Annotated in this window: 16 protein-coding genes; 6 read left to right on the top strand and 10 right to left on the bottom strand. The window is 69.6% G+C overall.

Features of this window, described 5'->3' with window-relative positions; genetic code table 11:
• The coding region (locus tag DFR50_RS32130) for a beta strand repeat-containing protein (RefSeq protein ID WP_210208925.1) at window positions 1-1,873 on the bottom strand (1,873 nt) is incomplete at its 3' end.
• Window positions 1,874-2,735: 862 nt separating this feature from the next.
• On the opposite strand from DFR50_RS32130, the gene DFR50_RS15930 reads away from it, so the two are divergent.
• The gene (locus DFR50_RS15930) at window positions 2,736-3,185 is read left to right on the top strand and encodes a Ros/MucR family transcriptional regulator (protein WP_245427843.1); all 450 of its coding nucleotides are present in this window, start codon (window positions 2,736-2,738) and stop codon (window positions 3,183-3,185) included.
• A 163-nt stretch (window positions 3,186-3,348) separates the two neighbouring features.
• Here DFR50_RS15930 and DFR50_RS15935 read toward each other — a convergent pair whose 3' ends face one another.
• The 7 genes from DFR50_RS15935 to DFR50_RS15965 all read right to left on the bottom strand — a co-directional run bounded on the left by DFR50_RS15935 (window position 3,349) and on the right by DFR50_RS15965 (window position 13,294).
• On the bottom strand, window positions 3,349-5,796 hold the full coding sequence (locus DFR50_RS15935) for a GcvT family protein (RefSeq protein WP_113890264.1): 2,448 nt from the start codon (window positions 5,794-5,796) through the stop codon (window positions 3,349-3,351).
• A complete protein-coding gene (locus tag DFR50_RS15940) occupies window positions 5,793-6,680 on the bottom strand; it encodes a phosphotransferase (RefSeq protein WP_113890265.1) in 888 nt (295 codons plus the stop codon). The genes DFR50_RS15935 and DFR50_RS15940 overlap by 4 nt, the downstream gene beginning before the upstream one ends.
• 18 nt (window positions 6,681-6,698) lie before the next feature.
• Window positions 6,699-7,859 (bottom strand): iron-containing alcohol dehydrogenase, encoded by a 1,161-nt coding sequence (locus tag DFR50_RS15945; protein WP_113890266.1) that lies wholly within the window; start codon window positions 7,857-7,859, stop codon window positions 6,699-6,701.
• Between the two features lie 43 nt (window positions 7,860-7,902).
• Window positions 7,903-9,303: an aldehyde dehydrogenase family protein gene (locus DFR50_RS15950; RefSeq protein ID WP_113890267.1), complete on the bottom strand. Its 1,401-nt coding sequence runs from the start codon at window positions 9,301-9,303 to the stop codon at window positions 7,903-7,905.
• Window positions 9,304-9,372: 69 nt separating this feature from the next.
• Entirely contained in the window at window positions 9,373-10,737 is a 1,365-nt protein-coding gene (locus DFR50_RS15955) for a glutamine synthetase family protein (RefSeq protein ID WP_113890268.1), read from the bottom strand.
• Window positions 10,738-10,842: 105 nt separating this feature from the next.
• Window positions 10,843-12,450: an amino acid permease gene (locus DFR50_RS15960; protein WP_113890269.1), complete on the bottom strand. Its 1,608-nt coding sequence runs from the start codon at window positions 12,448-12,450 to the stop codon at window positions 10,843-10,845.
• A gap of 34 nt (window positions 12,451-12,484) precedes the next feature.
• Window positions 12,485-13,294, bottom strand: coding sequence for an N-formylglutamate amidohydrolase (locus tag DFR50_RS15965; RefSeq protein ID WP_113890270.1), 810 nt, complete (start codon window positions 13,292-13,294; stop codon window positions 12,485-12,487).
• Between the two features lie 148 nt (window positions 13,295-13,442).
• Between DFR50_RS15965 and DFR50_RS15970 the strand changes: the two genes are divergently transcribed.
• Window positions 13,443-14,300 carry a MurR/RpiR family transcriptional regulator gene (locus DFR50_RS15970; RefSeq protein WP_113890271.1) on the top strand — a complete coding sequence of 286 codons (858 nt, stop codon included), beginning with the start codon at window positions 13,443-13,445 and terminating at the stop codon, window positions 14,298-14,300.
• Window positions 14,301-14,311: 11 nt separating this feature from the next.
• Here DFR50_RS15970 and hutC read toward each other — a convergent pair whose 3' ends face one another.
• Both hutC and DFR50_RS15980 read right to left on the bottom strand, forming a co-directional pair.
• Entirely contained in the window at window positions 14,312-15,082 is a 771-nt protein-coding gene (gene hutC / locus DFR50_RS15975; RefSeq protein WP_113890340.1) for a histidine utilization transcriptional repressor HutC, read from the bottom strand.
• A gap of 11 nt (window positions 15,083-15,093) precedes the next feature.
• Window positions 15,094-16,452, bottom strand: coding sequence for a formimidoylglutamate deiminase (locus tag DFR50_RS15980; protein ID WP_113890272.1), 1,359 nt, complete (start codon window positions 16,450-16,452; stop codon window positions 15,094-15,096).
• A 76-nt stretch (window positions 16,453-16,528) separates the two neighbouring features.
• Between DFR50_RS15980 and hutI the strand changes: the two genes are divergently transcribed.
• From hutI to hutU, 4 genes are all read left to right on the top strand, one after another.
• Window positions 16,529-17,749 carry an imidazolonepropionase gene (gene hutI / locus DFR50_RS15985; RefSeq protein ID WP_113890273.1) on the top strand — a complete coding sequence of 407 codons (1,221 nt, stop codon included), beginning with the start codon at window positions 16,529-16,531 and terminating at the stop codon, window positions 17,747-17,749.
• Complete coding sequence (gene hutH, locus DFR50_RS15990) at window positions 17,746-19,281, top strand: histidine ammonia-lyase (RefSeq protein WP_113890274.1); 1,536 nt, start codon at window positions 17,746-17,748, stop codon at window positions 19,279-19,281. Before hutI ends, hutH begins: the two co-directional genes overlap by 4 nt.
• Entirely contained in the window at window positions 19,278-20,093 is an 816-nt protein-coding gene (hutG, locus tag DFR50_RS15995) for an N-formylglutamate deformylase (RefSeq protein WP_113890275.1), read from the top strand. Before hutH ends, hutG begins: the two co-directional genes overlap by 4 nt.
• 258 nt (window positions 20,094-20,351) lie before the next feature.
• On the top strand, window positions 20,352-22,022 hold the full coding sequence (gene hutU / locus DFR50_RS16000; RefSeq protein ID WP_113890276.1) for a urocanate hydratase: 1,671 nt from the start codon (window positions 20,352-20,354) through the stop codon (window positions 22,020-22,022).
• Window positions 22,023-22,034 lie beyond the last annotated feature (12 nt).

Below are 22,034 nucleotides of genomic sequence, written 5' to 3' on the forward strand. Positions count from 1 at the left end.
AAGCCGACTGGAAGTCGAAGGTCGCGCCGGAATCGTTCTTGATCGCGCCGCCGCCGACCGTCGTCCCGGTGAAGTTGTAACCGAGATAGAAATTGCCCCAACCGGCGGTCGTCGCATTGACGTTGAACGTCCCCGCGTTCTCCAGCGTCCGCCCGCCGTCGAGGGCGACATAGTAGCTCGAATCCGTGGTGACGCCGGAAAGCAGCGTCGTCCCGGTCCCGGTCTCCTGGTCGTAATTGCCGCCGGTGAACGCCGCCGCGCCGGAAACCGTCAGCTTGGCCGTGCCGGCGATCGCACCCGCCGACTGGACGAAGCCGGAGCCGATCGTCGTCGCCGCGGCCACCGAAAGCACGCCGCCGGTCAGTTCCGCGACGCCTGTGCCGCTGAAGGCCGCGCCCGAGAGCGTGAACGTCCCGGCGTCGAAATCGAGCGCCGCCCCGCTCGCGATGACGAACGACCCGGTCGAGGACGCCGACCCGCCGCCGTCGAGTTGCAGCGTGCCCGTCTGCGCCGACACCACGCCGGTGTTGGTCAGCGCGACCGCGATGTCGGTCGTGCCCGTGGTCACCGTCTGCTCGAGCGTGCCCGCGTTGGTGAAGCCGGTCGTTCCGGTATTGCTCGTCACGCTGGTAGCCGACTGGAAGTCGAAGGTCGCGCCGGAATCGTTCTTGATCGCGCCGCCGCCGACCGTCGTCCCGGTGTAGTTGTAACCGAGATAGAAATTGCCCCAACCGGCGGTCGTCGCATTGACGTTGAACGTCCCCGCGTTCTCCAGCGTCCGCCCGCCGTCGAGGGCGACATAGTAGCTCGAATCCGTGGTGACGCCCTGAAGCAGCGTCGTCCCTTTCCCCGTCTGCTGGTCGTATCCGCCGCCGGTGAACGCCGCCGCGCCCGAAACCGTCAGCGTGCCCGTGCCGGCAATCGCGCCCGCCGACTGCGCGAAGCCCGAGCCGATCGTCGTGGCCGCGGCCACCGAAAGCACGCCGCCGGTCAGTTCCGCGACGCCCACGCCGCTGAAGGCGGCGCCCGAGAGGGTGAACGTCCCGGCGTCGAAATCGAGCGCCGCCCCGCTCGCGATCGCGAACGACGCGGTCGAGGACGCCGACCCGCCGCCGTCGAGTTGCAGCGTGCCCGTCTGCACCGACACCGCGCCGGTGTTGGTCAGCGCGACCGCGATGTCGGTCGTGCCCGTGGTGATCGTCTGCTCGAGCGTGCCCGCGTTGGTGAAGCCGGTTGTTCCCGTATTGCCGGAGACAGTGGAAGCCGACTGGAAGTCGAAGGTCGCGCCGGAATCGTTCTTGATCGCGCCGCCGCCGACCGTCGTCCCGGTGTAGTTGTAGCCGAGATAGAAATTGCCCCAATTGGCGGTCGCCGCGTTGACGTTGAACGTCCCGGCGTTTTCCAGCACCCGCCCGCCGTCGAGGGCGACATAGTCGCTCGAATCCGTGGTGACGCCCTGAAGCAGCGTCGTCCCTTTCCCGGTCTGCTGGTCGTATCCGCCGCCGGAGAACGACGCCGCGCCCGAAACCGTCAGCGTGCCCGCGCCCGACAGCGCGCCGCCGGTCTGGGCGAACGAGGCCGCGGTCGCGCTGACCGCCCCGAGATTGAGGGTTCCGGCGTCGATTTCGAGCAGTCCGCCGAAGCTCGCCGATCCGGTGATCGTGAGGGTATTGCCGCCCGCGAGATCGAACGTGTCGTTACCGACGGTCAGGCTGTTGACGCTGACCGAGGGCGCGCCGCTGTCGAAGGTGACGGTGACCGGCGAGGCCGTGTTGATGACGACGGCGTCCCCGGCGACGGGAATCGCCGCGGGGTTCCAGTTGGTTGCATTGGACCAATTTCCGCTGAGCGTTTTCCAGGTCTTGGTCGTCATGGCAATATATCCGTCGTTGAAAGGGGCTCAGGGAATCGGTCGTACAGAAGCGCGGAGAGAGCAGGACCCGGTCGCGCGCGGACGTCCGCGACGCTTGGGAGCGAGCGTTTCGTGAACCGGGAACCAAAGGGGAGGTCGGTCGGCTGGGAATGCCGACCAAGGCGTCGACAGGCGGCCTGGACGACGCAATGCGCGGCGTGCGTTTGATCGAAGCAACGGCATCGGGTTTTGCCGATCAGCACATGAGCTGTCGACACGAGAGCCTCCCCTGAACAGCCGTTTCCGCCGGCTGGAGAGGCGCTCCGTCGTCAAGCTTCGTGAAATCAGAAGACCACCGCCCCGCTGCGGCGGTCTCGCCCGACCTCCAATGCTCTCGACCCCTTGCCTGGCCCGCCCGATCGTTCCGAGCCGGTCAGGCCCCGCCCTTCCGCCGTCTGACGACGTAAACATATTGATTGACGCTGCGCAAGCGACAATTTCCTCAGTCTTGTGAGGCGATGTGAACGATCGACTCCGTTCGGCGAAGCGGGTTCTGCACGGTGGGATCGGCTAGCGTATCCTGCCGCCAACTGGCGGGAGATCGCCGACTCCTGTTCAGCGGGTCCGAGGTTCGAACCCTTGTGCGCGCGCTCTCGAAACCTTCGATCCTCGGAGACAACGCCTCGATCGCCGATCGCACGAGCGAACGGCGCCTTGCGCGACGCCATGGTCGCCCCGGCGGCGATCACGACCAACTGACTCGATGTCGTCCAGAAAAACGCGATTGCCGTCAGATTTTGAGCGGTATTTTGAATTATTAGGTTGCTCTCAGTTGAGCGCCCGAATATCTGCTTGTCTCAAGCATAAGCTGTTTCGGCGGGAGATATCGAACGTGAGTGGTTCAAATTTGGTCGAACTCGCGGCCAGGGTCGTGTCGGCGTTCGTCTCCTACAACTCTCTTCCGGTCGGCGAATTGCCGGCTCTGATCGCGACCGTTCACGAGTCGGTCAAGCGATGCGCCGACGGGACGGGGCCCGAGATGGCTGCGGAAAAGGTCGAGGCGAGGGCCCCTGCGGTCTCGATCCGCAAGTCGATCACGCCCGACTACCTGATCTGTCTCGATGACGGCCTGCGGTTCAAGTCCTTGCGGCGTCACCTCAGCGCGCTCGGCCTGACGCCCGAGCAGTATCGTGAGAAGTGGGGCTTGCCGTCCGACTATCCCATGGTCGCCCCCAACTACGCCGCGCAGCGTTCGGCTTTGGCGAAGAAGATCGGACTGGGACAGGGGCGCAAGGACCGGGAGACGACCCGAGAGCCGGCGTCGGCCGCGTAGGGCGAGGTTTTTGTCGCCGTGCACCCGGGCCTGCGGCGCGAGGACCGACGACCCCCTTGATGCACGCCCGGGGGACGGAAAGGGCGCCGCCACGCGCGGTGGCGCCGACGACGCCGGTGGGAACGGGCGACGGGCCTGACTTCGGAACGACCGGCCGCGGCGCTTACGCCCTGACGCGCGTCGCCGCAGGATCGTAGGGCGGCTCCAGGAACGGCTGCGCCGGAATCCTTTCCCCGGCGACCTCGAGCGCGTAGTCGCCGGACAGGACGAAATCGGCGTCCACGCCGGCCGCGCGCCGTACGTAACCGTAACCGATCGCCTTGCCGACGGTGTGCCCGAAGCCGCCGCTCGCCAGCCAGCCGACGCGCTCGCCGTTGCGGTAGATGGTCTCGCGGCCGAGCAGGATCACGTCGCTCGCCGCCGTGAACCCCGCAAGCAGGCGGGGCAGCGGCGAAGCCCGCTGCGCCTCGAGCGCCGCCCGGCCGCGGAACGGCAGGCCGGACTTCAGTTTCACGAAGCGGCCGAGGCCCGCCACCAGCGGCGAATGGTCGGGGCCGATTTCCGCGCCCCAGGCGCGATAGCCCTTTTCCAGGCGGAGAGTCTCGATCGCCCGGTAGCCGGCGAGCCTCAGCCCATGCGGCGCGCCGGCGGCGACCAGGGCGTCGTAAAGGGTCGCCGCGAATTCGACCGCGACGTGCAGCTCGTAGCCCAGTTCGCCGACATAGGTGATGCGTAGCGCGAGCACGGGCGCGCCTGCGATCGAGACGTCCCGCGCGGCGGCGAACGGAAACGCCGCGTTGGAGAGGTCGTCACGCGTCAGGGATTGCAGAATTGCGCGCGACTTCGGCCCCATCAGCGCCAGCACCGCGGTCTGCGACGTCGTGTCGATCAGCGACGCCCGCGCCCCCGCCGGGATCGAGGAGGCGATCCAGTGGAAATCGTGGGTCGCGAAGCCGGTGCCCGTGACGATCGAAAACCGGTCCTTCGCGTGACGAACGATGGTGAGATCGGCCTCGATCCCGCCGCCGTCGTTGAGCATCTGCGTGTAGACGATCGACCCGTCGACTTTTCGCACATCGTTGGCGGCGATCTCCGACAGGACCGCTTCCGCGTCGGGACCGACGAGGGTGAATTTTGCGAACGAGGTCTGGTCGAACAGCGCCGCCGCCTCGCGCGCGGCGCGGTGCTCGCGCGCGACTGCGTCGAACCAGTTCGGCCGCTGGTAGGTGTAAAGGTCCTGCCCCGGTTCGTCGCCTTCCGCGAACCAGTTGGCGCGCTCCCATCCGAGTTTTTCGCCGAAGACGGCGCCGGCGGCGCGCAGGCGGCCGTAGAGCGGCGAGCGCCGCAGCGGTCGACCCGAGTGATGCTCTTCCGACGGCCAGGCCATCGTATAGTGTTTCGAATAGGCCTCGAGCGTGCGCGAGCGGACCCAGTCGGCGTCGCGGTGATTGCGTCCGAAGCGCCGGATGTCGACCGGCCACAGGTCGAACGGCGGCGCGCCGTTGACCACCCATTCGGCCAGCGCCATGCCCGCTCCGCCCCCGGAGGCGATGCCGAAGGCGTTGAAGCCGGCGCCGACGAAGACGTTGCGGATTTCCGGCGCCTCGCCGAGGATGAAATTGCCGTCCGGGGTGAAACTCTCCGGGCCGTTGATGATCTGCCGGACGCCGACGTCGCGCAGGGACGGAACGCGGCCCAACGCCTGCTCCATGATCGGCTCGAAATGATCCCAGTCGGGTTGAAGCAGCTGGAACGCGAAATCCTCCGGCAACGGGTCAGCCAGCCATGGCCTCGGGTTCGGCTCGTAGCCGCCCATCACCAGCCCGCCCACTTCCTCCTTCCAGTAGGTCAGCCGGTCGGGATCGCGCAGCGTCGGCAGACCCGGCGTGACGCCCTCGACCGCCTCGGTGACGATGTACTGGTGCTGGATCGCAGTCAGCGGCACGTTGACGCCAGCGAGGCGGCCGACGGCGCGCGACCATTGCCCGGCGCAGATGACGAGTTTTTCGCAGGCGATCCGGCCGGCCTGAGTGACGACGGCGCAGACCGCGCCGTTGTCGACCTCGACGCCGACGAGTCTCACGCCCTCGCGGATCGCGACGCCCTTCATCCGCGCGCCCTTCGCCAACGCCGCCGCGATGTCCGACGGCGACGCCTGGCCGTCGGTCGGCAGGAAGGCCGCGCCGACCACGTCGTCGACCTGCATCAGCGGCCACAGGTCCTGCGCCTCCTTCGCCGTGAGGAGCTGCATCTCGAGGCCGAAGGAGCGCGCGGTCGTCGCCTGACGCTTCACCTCGGTCCAGCGCTCCGCGTTGCAGGCGAGGCGCAAGCCGCCGTTGCGCTTCCACCCCGTCGCCTGGCCGGTTTCGGCCTCGAGCCGGTCGTAGAGGGCGACGGAATAGCCGAGCAGCTGGGTGATGTTGGCCGAGGAGCGCAGCTGCCCGACCAGACCCGCCGCATGCCAGGTCGAGCCCGAAGTCAGCTTGCCCCGCTCGACAAGCAGGACGTCGCTCACGCCCATCGCGCCCAGGTGATAGGCGACCGACGCGCCGACGATCCCGCCGCCGACGATCACGACTTTGGCCGACGACGGCAGTTCGGTCGCGCTCATGGCCCCATGTCCTCGAAAGCTGCGCAGGCGGCCTGGAACCGCCGGAGATTGTCCGCGGTATAGGCGCGGTAGTCGAAGTCGATCCCGCTCGTCTGTTCCGAGACCATGCTCCAGAGGGTCTCGCGCATCAGCGACGCCGCCGTCATCGCCGCCATCCGGCGACGCAGGTCGTCGTCGACCGGGCGCCCGAAATAGAGCGCGAGCAGATGCTCGATCGCCTCGGGGCGCGCTTCGCTGTTCGAGGCGAGGCCGGCGATGTCGAACAGCGGCGAGTTGAAGCCGGCGTATTCCCAGTCGATCAGCCACAGCCGCTCGCCGTCGTCGATGAGGTTGGCCGCGAGCAGGTCGTTGTGGCCAAAGACGATGTCGATCGGGCCGACCGCCCGCTCCAGCCGCTCCGCCATCGCCGCGAAGGCCGGCAACGCCGACACGTGCTCGCTGTGCAGGTCGTTAAGGACGCGGCCGTAGTGGCGGACGACCTGAAACACCCAGAACAGCGGCGCCGGCCCAGGGAAATGCTTGGGAATCTCATGATGCGCGCGGCGGATGAGATCCACGAGGCGGGGGTGGGTCGTGGGCGCCCGGATGTCCTCGACGCTCAGGGTCCGCCCCTCGACGAAATCGATAACCAGCGCGTTGGGGTCCGCGTAGTGAACCCGCGGCGAGACGCCGGCTGCGTGCGCGGCGCGGCTGGCGGCGGCCTCCGTCGCCCGCACGACGTTATGCGCCGGGATGTCGCCGCCGATGCGCGCGACGTAGCGCCGGCCGCCGTCCTCGACGAGGAAATTGTCGTTGGTCATGCCGCCGCCGAGCGGGACCGGCGACACGCGCGCGCCCCAGCAGGGCAGCGTCGCCGCCACGTGAAGGGGATCCTGCCGCGCCATCGCCGCCAGTCCGCAGGGTCAGAGTTTTCCGTCGAGCGCGGCGGCGAACACCCGCCTCGCCGCGGCGCGGTCGAAGGGAACCGGATTGCCGCCGGCGCAGGGATCGACCTCGGCGGCCGCGGCGATCTCCTCGATCCGGGCGCCGTCGACGTTCAGGCCGGCGAGCGTATGGGGAACGCCCACCTCGTCGCGCAACCGCAGGACCCAGTCGATCACGCCGGCCGTGCTGTGCGTCGCCAGCCCGAGCCAGCGCGCGAGCCGCGCCATCCGGTCCGCGATGGCCGCGTCGTTGAACGCCAGCACGTAGGGCATGAACACGGCGTTGGTCATGCCGTGATGGGTGTTGTAGAGCGCGCCGACCGGATGCGACAGCGCGTGCATGCCGCCGAGCCCCTTCTGGAAGGCGGTCGCGCCCATCGCCGCCGCCGACATCATGTGCCCACGCGCCTCGATGTCGGTTCCGTCGGCGACGGCGCGCGCGAGGTTCTCCTTCACCAGCCGCATGCCTTCGACCGCGACGCCGTCGGCCATCGGATGGTAGCCCGGCGCGCAATAGGCCTCGAGGCAATGCGAAAGCGCGTCCATGCCGGTGGCGGCGGTCAGAACGGGCGGCAGGCCGACGGTCAGTTCGGGGTCGCAGATCGTGACCGCGGGCATCATCTTCGGGTGAAAGATCACCTTCTTGGTGTGCGAGGCCGAATGGGTGATGACGCCGGCGCGGCCGACCTCGGAGCCGGTGCCCGAGGTGGTCGGGACGGCGACGATCGGGGCGATGCCCTCAGGGTCGGCGCGCGTCCACCAGTCGCCGATGTCCTCGAAGTCCCACATCGGCCGCGTCTGTCCGACCATGAAGGCGACCACCTTGCCGACGTCGAGCGCCGAGCCGCCGCCGAAGGCGATGACGCCGTCGTGACCGCCGGCGCGATAGGCGGCGACGCCCGCCTCGACGTTGCGATCGACCGGGTTGCCCTGCACTTCGCTGAAGACGGCGGCCGGCCGGCCGGCGCTCTCGAGGACCCTCAACGCCGCGGCGAGCATCGGCAGGTCGCGGATGCCGGGATCGGTGACGAGCAGCGGCCTTGCGATCGCCGCGACCTTCAGGGCGTCGGCAAGCTCGGCGATGCGGCCGGCGCCGAAGCGGATCGCGGTGGGATAGTTCCAGTTTGCTTTCACGGACATCGAAGTCGGGGTCCTTGCGAAAAGATGCGCCTGGGGCGGACCGTCAGCCGCCGGTCGACAGGCGCAGGTGGTAGCTTTTGGGGCGGGTCAGCGACCCGTAGCCGAGCGAAGACAGCGACGCGCCGTAGCCGGTGTCCTTGACGCCGGTCCAGGCGAGGCCGGGGTCGAGATAGTCGCAGCGGTTCATGTAGACCGTGCCGGTCTCGATCCGCTCGCCGACCCGCCTGGCCGTGGCGACGTCCTCGGTCCAGACGGAGGCGGTCAGGCCGTAGGGGCTGTCGTTCATCAGCGCGATCGCCTCGTCCTCGTCGCGGACTCTTGCGATGCCGATGACCGGGCCGAAGCTCTCCTCGCGCATCACCGCCATCGTGTGATCGACGTCGGTCAGAACCTGCGGCGCGAGATAGGGCGTGCCGGCCTCGTCGCGAGGGAAGGAGCCTGGGTCGATGTGGGCTCTTGCGCCCTTGTCGATCGCCTCCCGCGTCTGCGCGCGCACCACGTCGGCGAGGTTTGTCCGGGCCATCGGCCCGAGCGTCGTCGCCGGATCGAGCGGATCCCCGAGCGCGTATTGCGCCGTCAGCTCGACAAACCCCTTCACGAACGCGTCGTAGCGCTGCTCATGAACGTAGATGCGCTCGATGCCGCAGCAGCATTGCCCGGAATTGAAGAACGCGCCGTCCACCAGATTCTCGATCGCGAACGTCAAATTGGCGTCGGGCGCGACGTAGGCCGGGTCCTTGCCGCCGAGTTCGAGGCCCAGCGTGGTGAACGTGCCGGCCGCCGCGCGCTCCATCGCCCGCCCCGCCTCGACCGACCCGGTGAAGGCGACGTGATCGACCTGGCCGCCCGAGAGGATCGCTTCCGTCTGGCTGTGCCCGAGCACGATGTGGGTGAACAGCCCCTCTGGCAGGCCGGCGGCGGCGAACGCCTGCTGGAAGCGGTCGCCGACCAGCAGCGTCTGCGCGGCCGATTTGAGCAGGACGGCGTTGCCGGCGATCAGTGCTGGCACGACCGAGTTCACCGTCGTCAGGTAGGGGTAGTTCCACGGCGCGATGGTGAAGACGAGGCCGACCGGCTCGCGCGCGACATACCGCTCGAACCCGGGGCGGTCGTCGATCGGGCGCACGGGCGCGAGCGCCGCCGGCGCGACCTCGGCCATGTAGCGGGCGCGCTCTTCGAGGCCGCGCAATTCGCCCTGCCCGTAGCGGATCGGGCGTCCCATCTGCCAGGCGAGTTCCTCCGCGATCTGCGGCCCGAGCCCCTTGAGGACGTCGACGAAGCCGATGACCCGCGCGATGCGCTCGCTCAAGGGCACGCGGCGCCAGGCCTTCTGGGCGGCGCGGGCGCGCTCGAGCGTCGTCCGGATTTCGGCTTCGCTCGCGGTCGGCCGGTCGACATAGACCCGGCCGTCGACCGGCGAGATGCAGGTGATGTGGCGCGTCATGACAAACTCCCGGGCGCCGGTTCGCGATCCGGCGCGCGTCGCGACGAGATGATCCCCGGGCGTCGCGACTTAGATGATTTCGAAGTAGCGATCCATCTCCCAGTCGGTGATCGCCTTGCGGAATTCGCGCTCCTCCCATTCGCGGGTCGCAGCGTAATGCTCGACGAAGGCGTCGCCGAACAGGGCCCTCGCCGGTCCGGACGCCTTCAGACGCTGCGCGGAGTCCCAGAGGGTGCGCGGCAGCTGGCGCTCGACCGGGTGCGTCACCGCGTAAGAATTGCCTTCGATCGGCTGGTCGGGCTCGATTCGGCGCTCGACGCCCCACAGGCCGGAGCCGATCGCCGCGGCGAGCGCGATGTACGGATTGATGTCCGCCGCCGCGATCCGGTACTCGACCCGCTGCGACTTCGCCGATCCGGTGATGGCGCGCAGCGCACAGGTGCGGTTCTCGTAGCCCCAGGTCGCGTCCGTCGGCGCCCAGAACCCGGGGATCAGCCGGGTGTAGGAATTGACCGTACAGGCGATCATCGCCAGCAATTCCGGCATCAGCGCCTGCTGGCCGCCGATCCACCAGCGCATGACGTCGGAGACGCCGCGGTCCTTCTCCGCATCGTGAAAGACCGGCTTGCCGTCTCGGGTCAGCGACAGGTGGATGTGGCCGGACTGGCCCGGCCAGTCGCGCGACCACTTGGCCATGAAGGTCGCCATCCAGCCGCGGCGCTGCGCGAGGACCTTGGTCATCGTCTTGAACAGCGCCGCCTTGTCGGCGGCGGCGAGGGCATTGTCCACCTTGATCGCGGCTTCGAGCACGCCGGGTCCGGTCTCGGTGTGCAGGCTCTCGAGCTCCATGTCCATGGCGCGGCAGGTGTCGAGCAGCTCGTGGTAGAACTCGGAGTGAACCGTCGAGCGCAGCATCGAATAGCCGTAGAATCCCGGCGTGATGGTCTTGAGGTCGCGATAGCTCTTTTCGCGCACCGAATGCGGCGTCTCGTCGAACAGGAAGAATTCGTACTCGACGGCGGCGGAGACGGCGTAACCCATGTCCGCGGCGCGCGCGAGCACGCGGCGCAGCGTCCCGCGCGGGCAGACTTCGCCGTGCGCGCCGACGAACTCGCTGAGCACCAGCGGCAGATCGTTTTCGAACGGCAAGAGCCGCGTCGTTTCGGGGAGCAGGCGCACGCCGGCGTCGGGATAGGCGGTGTGCCAGCCAGTCACGGCGACGTTGTCGTAGAGCTGGTCGCTGCTGTCCCAGCCGAGCACCACGTCGCAGAAGCCGAAACCCTTTTCCAGCGAGGACAGGAACTTGTCGCGACCCATGTATTTGCCGCGCATGACGCCGTCGACGTCGAACACGCCGACCTTGACGTAGTCGCAATTGCGCTCGCGGACGTAGTTCGCCAGCTCTTCCGCGGTCTTGATGTTGAGATCGGTCATTGAACAAAGGTCTCGGGGGCCGCGTTCCGCGGGTGCGAAACGGGCGATGGGATGGAGGAGGCGCCGGGGGGCGACGGCCGCCCAGCGCCGATACGACGGACTTCGTCAGATTTCGCCGACGGCCTTTTCGGCCGCGAGAATCTCGGCCTGCCGCTTGGCGATCATGTCGCCGATCGGCGGGCCGTTGAAGCGGCGGCGCTCGAAGGCGAGCCAGATCACGCCGGCCAGCACCAGAAATCCGACGGTGATCCAGAGCGCCCAGTCGTTGGGCGGCTGGACGCCGATGAAGAAGATCAGGATCGCCGACAGGATCGAGAGGACGGCGACGGTCTTGAACAGCGGCTCGCCGAGGTTCCACGGCCCCATCCGCGTCCAGGTCCTGCCGTGGGCCACGAGCCCGAGCGCGATCGGGATCGCAAACGAGAAGAACAGGAAGATGACGGTGCAGGAGACGACGATCGAGTAGGCCGAAGCGCCGGCGATCGTCACCAGCGAAGCGCCCCAGACGAACAGGAACGAAAGGATCGACACCGCCCAGATCGCCGCATCCGGCGTGCGGTGCGCCGGGCTCACCCGCTTCAGGAAGCGCGCCCCCGGGATCCCGTCGTCGCGGCCGAAGGCGAACAGCATGCGCGACGCCGAGGTCACGGTCGCAAGTCCGCACAGGAATTGCGAGAGGAAGATCGCGACGTAGAGGCCGTTCTTCAGCCAGACCGGAAAGCGCGCGTCGAGCGCCCAGAAGAACACGTTCCAGCCCTGCTTCGCCGCATCCTTCATGTCGGGAATGAGCACGAGGAAGCCGATCAGCATGACGTAGCCGAACACCGACGACCACCAGACCGAGCTCACCATGCCGCGCGGCGCGGATTCGGCCGCCTTGTGCGTCTCTTCCGAAGTGTGGGCCGAGGCGTCGTATCCGGTGATGGTGTAGATCGGCAGCAGCAGGCCGAGCAGGAACACCATGAACCCGCTGACGTGGCTCGGCCAGATCGGATCGCCCTTGAGTTCGCCGGCGCCGTTCAGGGTCGGATCGCCGGAGAAATTGGAGAAGGTCCAGAGCCGGGAGAAATCCCAATGCTCGGCGAAGACGAAGCAGGACACGGTCAGCACGATCGTCGCGGCGAAGATGAGGTAGCCGGAGAAATCGGTGAGCTTCGCCGTCAGCCGGATGCCGTAGTGATTGATCAGCGCCTGGATGGCGGTGATGATCGCCACGAAGACGATCTGATTGCGGAACCCCTCGGCCACAGTCGTGTCGACGTTGATCCAGGGGAACCAGGGGGCGATCGCGCCGGAGAAGAAGCCCCAGGTGCCGACGTTGATCGCGCCCAGCACGGTGATCAGGCCGAGCAGATTGAGCCAGGCCGTCAGCCAGCCGGTGAACCGGTTGCCGAGGATGGAGCTCCAGTGATAGAGGCCGCCCGCCGTCGGATAGGACGACGCGATCTGACCCATCCCCAGGGCGAACACGCCGGAGATGAAGCAGCCGAGCGGCCAGCCGATGCCGATCGCGGCGCCGCCGGCGCCGGCGGTCGCCTGGGCGAGCGAGTTGATGCCGCCGGAAAGAATGCAGATGATGGAAAACGAAACCGCGAAATTCGAAAAGAGACTCATCCTCCGTTCGAGTTCCTGGGCGTAACCCATCGAGTGGAGGATCTTCACATCCTCCTTCCTGTCGCTTTCCGAGTATTTGTCGTCGAACAGGTCTGTCATTGCCCGCTCCTCCTCGCCCGTATCGGGCTCTGCATCAGGCGGTCGTGTCGTCTGTCGGCGCAGCGCGGTCCCCGGCTCCGAGGACCGTCTGCGCAATGCGTTGCAAGAGCGGCGCGAGGCGCATGGCCCAATCCGCCTGGCCGGCTTCGGTCGAGACCAGATCGTTCCTGACCTCGATCATCACCGACGGATTCCCCTTGTCGTCGCCGTGCCGCGACAGCGTATGGTAGACCCGGTCGGAGGGCGCGTAGGGCTGGTTGACGCCGACGATCAGGCCGTCCTCCGCCGCGAGCGCGCCGGCCAGCGGCGCGCCGAGCCGCGAATCCGAGGCGAAAATCACACCGCAATGCCATGGCCTGTCGACCCCTCCCAGGTTGGGCGTGTAGGTGTGGACGGCGACCAATGCGCTGCGCAGTCCGGCGCGTTTCCTCTTCGTCAGCAGGTCATCGACCGCCGCATGGTAGGGCGCATAGATCTCGGCTGCGCGCCGTCCCCTCTCGGCGGGCGAAAGGTCGCGATTGCCGGGCACGATCCTGCCGTCGGCCACCTCGACGATCGAGTCGGCGTCAGAAGGATCGCGGTTGACGTCCAGCGCGAGGCGAGACACGAGGCCGTACACCAGCGGCGCGTCCAGCAACGCGGAAAGGCGGCGGCTGACCGCGAGAGCGCCCCGATCCCAGGCAATGTGCTCGAGGAAGTCGCTTTCCCTCAGCCCGAGCGCGCGATGGCGGGCGGGCAAGCGGTTGGAGGCGTGGTCGCACAGAAGAACGATGGGGGACGCGGCGTCGGGCCGCTCGACCGCGACGGCCGGCTCGTGAACCAGGGCGTCATTCGCACCCTTCATCAGCCCCCACTCCCGACGATCGCCGCAGCGCTTGCGGAATATGGCATAGTAGTTTCAGGATCGCGGAATTTGTCAACCGCGTAATTTCCGTTACAGTCGCAGCCGCCTCGCGCGGCGGGGAGGCGGCTTCAGGGGAGGGATCGGTTTGATGGACTCGGCGCCGGTCGAGGATCGCGCCTCGATCGCGGAGCAGATTCGCGCCTCGCAGGGCCGCCTGACGGCGCAGGAGCGCAAGGCCGGCCAGGTCCTGCTCACGAACTATCCGGCGGCGGGGCTGGCGCCGGTCGCCGAATTCGCCGCCCGCGCCCGGGTCAGCGCGCCGACCGTCCTGCGTTTCGTCGCCAAGCTCGGCTATGCCGGGTATCCCGACTTCCAGCGGCAATTGCGCGAGGAGCTGGAGGCGCAACTGGCCTCGCCGCTCGTGAAGCCCGCGCACCGGCCGGCGTCGCAGAGCCGCGCGCGCCCGCTGATCGACCCGTTCGCGGAAGCCGCGATCGCCAATGTGCAGGGCACGTTCCGCCATCTCCCCGAGGAGGATTTTTCGGCGATCGTCGAACTGGTCAGCGATCGGCGCCGCAGCGTCCATCTCATCGGCGGCCGCTTCACCGACGCGCTCGCCCGCTATCTCGCCGCCCATCTCAGTCTCGTGCGGTCCGACGTCCGCCACGTTCCGTCGGACGTCGGGTTTCGCCGCGACCGCCTGCTCGACCTCAAGCGCCGCGACGTGCTGATCGCCTTCGACATCCGCCGCTATCAGGACGACGTCGTGGCGTTCGGACGAGACGCGGCGGCGCGCGGCGCGGAGATCGTCCTCGTGACCGATCAGTGGATTTCGCCGCTGTCGCGGCAGGCCAAGCACGTGGTCGCCTGCCGGGTCGCCCAGCCGTCGCGCTGGGACTCGAGCGTCGCCCTCATGGCGGTGGTCGAGGCGTTGACTGCGGCCGTCACCGAGCGCCTCGGCGACTTCGCAAGGAAGAGAATCGAGGATCTGGAACGGCTGCGCTGAGGTCCGCCCGATCAACTCGTCGAGGGGGTGAAGCTCGCGACCAGTTCGTGCGCCGCCGCCGGATAGGCGAGCGTCACCTGCGTGACCGGCTGGCCCGCCATCCACGTCCGCCTTTCGACCACGAGACACGGCGCGCCTTCGACGAGACGGAGGACCCGGGCGAGGTCGCGATCGGCGGCGGCGGCGCGGATGCGATGCTCGGCGGCCGTCCAGGGCTGCTGCGCCGCGAGCCAGGCGCCCGGCGGCGTCGCCGTAAATGGCTCTTCAGCGGCGGACGGGACGGCGGCGAGATTGATCAGGCGGTCCTCGTAGCAGAACGGCCGCGCGCCGGCGTCGTGCCGGCAGACGATGGCGAGCAGCGGCGCGCCCGGCGGGACGGCGATGCGGTCGCGATCCGCCTGCGACGCCCGCCGCCGCCGCCGCTCGATGAGGGCGAAACCATAGGGCAAGCCGAGCGCGGCGACGTCCGAGGCGACGTCGCGGATCTCCAGCAGCGCCGACTGGACGTGCGGACGGGTGACGAAGCTGCCGGCCTTGCGCCGCCGGACGATCAGCCCCGCCCGGGCGAGTTCGGTCAGCGCCTTGCTGACCGTCATGCGCGAGCAGCCGTACTGGTCCGTCAGCTCGTGCTCGTAGGGAATGCGGTGGCCCGGCGGCCATTCGCCATTGAGGATCTTCGTCTCGATGTCGGCGATGATCCGGCTGTGCAGCGAGGCGCTGCGCCCGCTGTCCGGGCCCTCGGCCGGGACCGGCGCCGCGTCGTCCGCCGAATGCGCGCTCACCCGCCGGGCCGTCACAGGGCCGAGGCGGCGAGCCGCCGCAGGGTGTCGCCGAACCGCGCGGCGATCGCTTCGCGCCGGACGTGCCGGCCCTCGACCACGACCTCGCGGCCGCCGCTCCAGACGCGGTCGACGAGATCGCGCCCGGCTCCGAAAATCCAGGTGTCGAGAACGGCGTCGTCGGCGCGGCCGGCGATCAGCGGCGAGCCGGCGTTCAGGGACACGATGTCGGCCGCGGCGCCGGGCGCGAGCGCCCCGCCGGGCCGGCCGAGCGCCTGCGCCGCGCCGGCCGCCGCCCCGTCGACGAGCGCCCGCCCTGTCGATCCGCCCCTGCGCGCGCAGACGTTCCTGGCGCGCGAGACAAGGCGCTGCGCGTATTCGAGCAGCCGCAATTCGCCCGCGACCGTGATCTCGACGTTGGAGTCCGATCCCACGCCGAACCGGCCGCCGGCGTCGAGAAAGGCGCGCGCCGGAAACACCCCGTCGCCGAGGTTGGCCTCGGTGATCGGGCAAAGGCCGACGACGGCGCGCGAGCGAGCGAGCGCCGCGGCTTCGCCTGCGTCGAGATGCGTCGCGTGGACGAGGCACCAGCGCTGGTCGACCCCCACATGGTCGAGGAGCCATCGCACCGGCCGCGCCCCCGACCAGGCGAGGCACGCCTCGACTTCCGCCGTCTGTTCGGCGACGTGGATGTGGATCGGCGCGTCGCCCGCGAGGCCGGTGACGGCGGCAAGCTCCTCCGGCGTCGCCGCGCGCAGCGAGTGCGGCGCGACGCCCACGACGGCGGCGGCGCCGAGGGCCCGGCGACAGTCCGCCACGAGCGCGGCGTAGGAGTCGAGATCGTTGACGAAGCGGCGCTGCTCAGGCCGCGCGGGCGCGCCGCCGAAGCCGGCGTGGGCGTAGAACACCGGCAGCAGCGTGAGCCCGACGCCCGTCCCGGCGGCGGCGGCCGCGATCCGCTCTGCCATTTCGGCCCGGTTGGCGTAGGCGCCGCCGGAGACGTCGTGATGCAGATAGTGGAACTCCGCGACCGCGCCGAAGCCGGCCTCGAGCATCTCGACATAGGCCTGAGCGGCGATCGCTTCCACGTCGTCGGGGGTCACGGCGAGCGCGAGGCGGTACATGGCCTCCCGCCAGGTCCAGAAGCTGTCGTCCGTGTCGCCCCGCTGTTCCGCGAGGCCGGCCATGGCGCGCTGGAAGGCGTGCGAGTGCAGGTTGCCGATGGCGGGAACGCCGATCCCGCAACGCTCGTCGCCGGGCGCGCGCGCCGCGCCGCGCTCGACCGAGACGATGCTTCCGCCGTCGATCGAAATCCTGACGTTCGACGCCCACCCTTCGGGCGTGAGCGCCCGCTCGAAATGCAACGCCGTCATCGTCCGCCTTCGCGCTTGACACGAATATGTCTATACATTAAAAATTCCCGCAGGCCAAGGGGCGACGGTGGAGTCCATGACCGCGGACGGCGACGAGACGACCATCTGGCGCAACGCCCGGCTCGCGACCTTCGCCGGCGGAGCCCCGGGCCTCGGCGTGGTCGAGCGCGGCGCGGTGGTCGCGCGCGGGAGCCGCATCGTGTTCGCCGGGCCGGAACGGGAGCTGCCGTCTCCGCCGTCGGCCGCGCGGGTGGTCGACTGCGAAGGCCGCTGGATCACCCCCGGGCTGATCGACTGCCACACCCATCTGGTTTACGCGGGCGACCGCGCGGCGGAATTCGAGGCGCGGCTCGCCGGCGCGAGCTACGAAGAGATCGCGCGCGCCGGCGGCGGCATCGCCGCGACCGTCCGCGCCACGCGCGCGGCGAGCGAGGACGACCTCGTGCGCCAGGCCCTGCCGCGCCTCGACGCGCTGATCGGCGAGGGCGTCACGTCGGTCGAGATCAAGTCCGGCTACGGCCTCGATCGCGACAGCGAGCGCAAGATGCTGCGCGCCGCCCGCCGTCTCGCCGACGAGCGCCGGGTCGACGTGCGCACGACCTTTCTCGGCGCGCACGCCCTGCCGCCCGGGTTCGCGGCGGATCGCGAGGCCTATCTCGCCGAGGTCGCCGACGCGACGCTGCCTGCGCTCGCGGCGGAAGGCCTGGTCGACGCGGTCGACGGCTTTTGCGAGACGATCGCCTTCTCGCCCGACGAGATCCGGCGCGTATTCGTCCGCGCCGGCGAGCTCGGCCTGCCGGTCAAGCTGCACGCCGAGCAGCTGTCGAACTGCGGCGGCGCGCGGCTCGCGGCCGAATTCGCCGCCCTGTCGGCCGACCATCTCGAACACGTCAACGAAGACGACGTCGCGGCGATGGCGCGCGCGGGCGTCGTCGCGACGCTGCTCCCCGGCGCCTACTACATGCTGCGCGAGACGAAGGCGCCGCCGGTCGACCTCTTCCGCCGGCACGGCGTTCCGATGGCGGTCTCGACCGACTGCAATCCCGGCACGTCGCCGATGACCTCGCTGCTGCTTGCGCTCAACATGGCGGCGACGCTGTTCCGCCTGACCGTCGAGGAATGCCTCGCCGGGGTCACGCTGAACGCCGCCCGCGCGCTCGGAATCGAAACCGACGCCGGCTCGCTCGAGTCCGGCAAATGGGCGGACCTCGCGATCTGGAGCATCGAGCGGCCGGCGGAACTCGTCTATCGGCTCGGTTTCAATCCGTTGCACGCGCGTATCTGGAGAGGACGATGACGGTCAATCTCGCCGGCGGCTCGGCGTCGCTCGCCGACTGGCGCAGGGTCTACCAGGGCGCGAGCGTCGCGCTCGATCCCGTCTGCGCCAGGGGCGTCGAAGCGAGCGCGGCGGCGGTCGGGCGCATCGTCGCGCGCGGCGAGCCCGTCTATGGCGTCAACACCGGCTTCGGCAAGCTCGCCAACGTGCGCGTCGCCGACGCCGACCTCTTGCGGCTCCAGCGCAACATCGTGCTGTCGCATGCGGCCGGGGTCGGCGAGCCGGCGCCGGTCGCGGCGACGCGGCTCATGATGGCGCTGAAGCTCGACTCGCTCGCGCAAGGGGCGTCCGGAGTCCGCCTCGAGACGCTGGCGCTGCTCGAGGCGATGATCGCCCGCGGCGTCACGCCCGTCGTGCCGGCGCAGGGGTCGGTCGGCGCGTCGGGCGATCTCGCGCCGCTCGCCCACATGGCCGCCGCGATGATCGGCTTCGGCGAGGCGCGCCTCGGCGGCGAGGTTCTCCCGGCCGCAGTCGCGCTGGAGCGCGCGGGGCTCGGCCCGTGCACGCTCGGCCCGAAGGAGGGCCTCGCGCTCCTGAACGGCACGCAATTCTCGACCGCGCTCGCGCTCGCGGGCCTCTACGAAGTCGAGCGCGTGTTCCGCGCGGCGTTGGTCGCCGGCGCGCTCGCCACCGACGCGGCGCGCGGCTCCGACGCGCCCTTCGATCCGCGCATCGTCGCGCTGCGTCGCCATCGCGGCCCCCGCGAGGTCGCCGCGACCCTCGCGTCGCTGATGGCGGGAAGCTCGATCCGGGAATCGCACCGCAGCGGCGATCCGCGCGTCCAGGACCCCTATTGCCTGCGATGCCAGCCGCAGGTCATGGGCGCCTGCCTCGACCTGCTCCGCCAGGCCGCGACGACGCTCGCCGACGAAGCCGCCAGCGTGTCCGACAATCCGCTGATCTTTCCCGAAGATGACGCGGCGCTGTCGGGCGGCAATTTTCACGCCGAACCGGTCGCCTTCGCCGCCGACATGATCGCGCTCGCCGTGTGCGAGATCGGCTCGCTGTCGGAGCGGCGCACCGCCATGCTGGTCGATCCGGCGCTGTCCGGCCTGCCGGCCTTCCTGACGCCGCGGCCGGGCCTGAACTCCGGCTTCATGATCCCGCAGGTGACGGCGGCGGCGCTGGTATCGGAGAACAAGCAGCGCGCCTATCCGGCGAGCGTCGACTCGATTCCGACCTCGGCCAATCAGGAGGACCACGTCTCGATGGCCGCCCACGGCGCGCGCCGTCTCCTCGACATGGCGCGCAACGCCGCCCATGTCGTGGCGATCGAGGCGCTCGCCGCGGTCCAGGCGATCGAGTTCCACGCCCCCCTGCGGTCGAGCTCGGCGCTGGAAACGGTATGCGCACGCCTGCGCCGCGAGATTCCGCGGCTCGACGACGACCGCTATTTTCATCCCGACATCGCCGCCGCCGCGGCGCTGGTCGCCTCGGAGGCGCTCGTCGCCGCCGCGGGCGACATCGGCTGGCCGGAGCTCGATCCGAGATGACGCACGAATGGCTCCACATCGAGCGGCGCGACGCGCCGCTGATCGTCAGCATCCCGCACGCGGGGACCGACCTCGCCGGCGCCGAGGGCCGCTTCGTCAGCCCGTGGCTGGCGCGCCGCGACGCGGACTGGCACATCCCGGAACTCTACGATTTTGCCCGCTCGCTCGGGGCGACGATCGTAAGGACCGGCATTTCGCGCTCCATCGTCGATGTGAACCGCCATCCCGACGGCGTCTCGCTCTATCCAGGCCAGGCGACGACGGAGCTCTGCCCGACGACGACGTTCGACGGCGAGCCGCTCTATCGCGACGGCGAGGCGCCGGACGCCGCCGAGATCGCCGGGCGCCGCGCGCGCTGGTGGGCGCCCTACCACGAGGCGCTGAGGGCCGAGATCGCCCGCCTGCGGCGAAGCCACGAGCGCGTCGCCCTTTACGACGCGCATTCGATCCGCTCGGTCGTTCCGCGGCTGTTCGACGGCGAGTTGCCGGTGTTCAACCTGGGGACGAACTCGGGGCGAAGCTGCTCGGACGGTCTGCGCGAACGGCTCGCCGCGCCGCTCGCCGAAAGCGGCCAGGACTTCGTGGTCGACGGCCGGTTCAAGGGCGGCTGGATCACCCGCGATTTCGGCCGTCCCGAGACCGGCGTCGAGGCCGTGCAGCTCGAACTGGCCTGCCGCGCCTATATGGCCGAGCCGGCCGAGCCGTCGCCGGACAATTGGCCCGGCCCCGTCGACGAGGCCCGCGCTGCGCCGACCCGCGCGACGCTGCGCGTGCTGTTGAACGTGCTGATCGACTGGACGCATGCAAGCTGAGACCGGTCGGATAGCTCGGATGGCTTTGGAGCGCGACCCTTCCCCAGCTTCGCTGGGGAAGGTGGCCCGTAGGGCCGGATGGGGTGCGCAAAGCAGGACTCGGTCGGTGACGCGCAGGCAGCGAAAGTCGTGCAATCCGTCGACAGTGAAGACGCGGGCCACACCCCATCCGGCGCTTCGCGCCACCTTCCCCGCTTCGCGGAGAAAGTGGACGCGGTTCCCGCCTGTCCTCTGCTCGCGCCCCCGAAAGGACCCGCCATGACCCACGCCCGCCTCGACAACATGCGCGTCGTGCGCGCCCCCCACGGGACCGAGCGCTCCGCGAAGAGCTGGCTCACCGAAGCCCCGTTGCGGATGCTGATGAACAATCTCGATCCCGACGTCGCCGAGCGGCCGGGCGAGCTGGTGGTCTATGGCGGCATCGGCCGCGCGGCGCGCGACTGGAACGCTTTTGACAGAATCGTCGAGACGCTGCGCCGCCTCGAGGGCGACCAGACGCTGCTGGTGCAATCCGGAAAACCCGTCGGCGTGTTCACGACCCACGCTGACGCCCCACGCGTGCTGATCGCCAACTCCAATCTCGTGCCGCGCTGGGCGACCTGGGACCATTTCCACGAGCTCGATCGCAAGGGCCTGATGATGTACGGGCAGATGACCGCGGGCTCGTGGATCTACATCGGCTCGCAGGGCATCGTGCAGGGCACCTACGAGACCTTCGTCGAGATGGGCCGGCGCCACTACGGCGGCACGCTCGCGGGCCGCTGGATTTTGACGGCGGGCCTCGGCGGCATGGGCGGCGCGCAGCCGCTGTCGGCCACGTTCGCGGGCGCCTCGATGCTGGCGGTCGAATGCCGGCCGTCGAGCATCGAGTTCCGCCTGCGCACCGGCTATCTCGACGTCGCCGCCCAGACGCTCGACGAGGCGCTCGCGATCATCGACCGCTCGGTCAAGGACCGCAAGCCGGTCTCGGTCGGCCTCATCGGCAACGCGGCCGAGGTGCTGCCCGAACTTGTGCGGCGCGGCGTCCGGCCGGACATCGTCACCGACCAGACGTCGGCGCACGATCCGCTCAACGGCTATCTGCCCAAGGGCTGGACGCTCGCCGAGTGGGAGGAGCGCCGCGTCTCCGACCCCAAGGCGGTCGAACGCGCGGCGCGCGCCTCGATGGCCGACCACGTGCGCGCGATGCTCGACTTTTGCCACGCCGGCGTTCCGACCGTCGACTACGGCAACAACATCCGACAGATGGCGCTGGAGGAGGGGGTCGCGGACGCGTTCGACTTCCCGGGTTTCGTGCCGGCCTACATCCGCCCGCTGTTCTGCCGCGGGATCGGGCCGTTCCGCTGGGCGGCGCTGTCCGGCGACCCCGAGGACATTGTTCGCACCGACGCGAAGGTGAAGGAACTGATCCCCGACGACCCGCACCTGCACAATTGGCTCGACATGGCGCGGGCGCGGATAAAGTTCCAGGGGCTGCCGGCGCGCATCTGCTGGGTGGGCCTCGGCGACCGCCACCGCCTCGGCCTCGCCTTCAACGCCATGGTCGCGAGCGGAGAGGTGAAGGCGCCGATCGTGATCGGGCGCGATCACCTCGACTCGGGCTCGGTCGCCTCGCCCAACCGCGAGACGGAAGCGATGCAGGACGGCTCCGACGCCGTCTCCGACTGGCCGCTCCTGAACGCGCTCCTGAACTGCGCCTCGGGCGCGACCTGGGTGTCGCTGCATCACGGCGGCGGCGTCGGCATGGGCTTTTCCCAACATGCCGGCATGGTGGTCGTCGCCGACGGCACGCCCGAAGCCGCACGGCGCGTCGGCCGCGTGCTCTGGAACGATCCCGCCACCGGCGTCATGCGCCACGCCGACGCGGGGTATGAGGACGCGATTCGCTGCGCGAAGGAAAAGGGGCTCGATCTGCCGAGCCTGGGGTGAACCGCCCTGCCC

The organism is Roseiarcus fermentans (assembly GCF_003315135.1).
In the GTDB taxonomy this organism is placed as follows: Bacteria; Pseudomonadota; Alphaproteobacteria; order Rhizobiales; family Beijerinckiaceae; genus Roseiarcus; species Roseiarcus fermentans.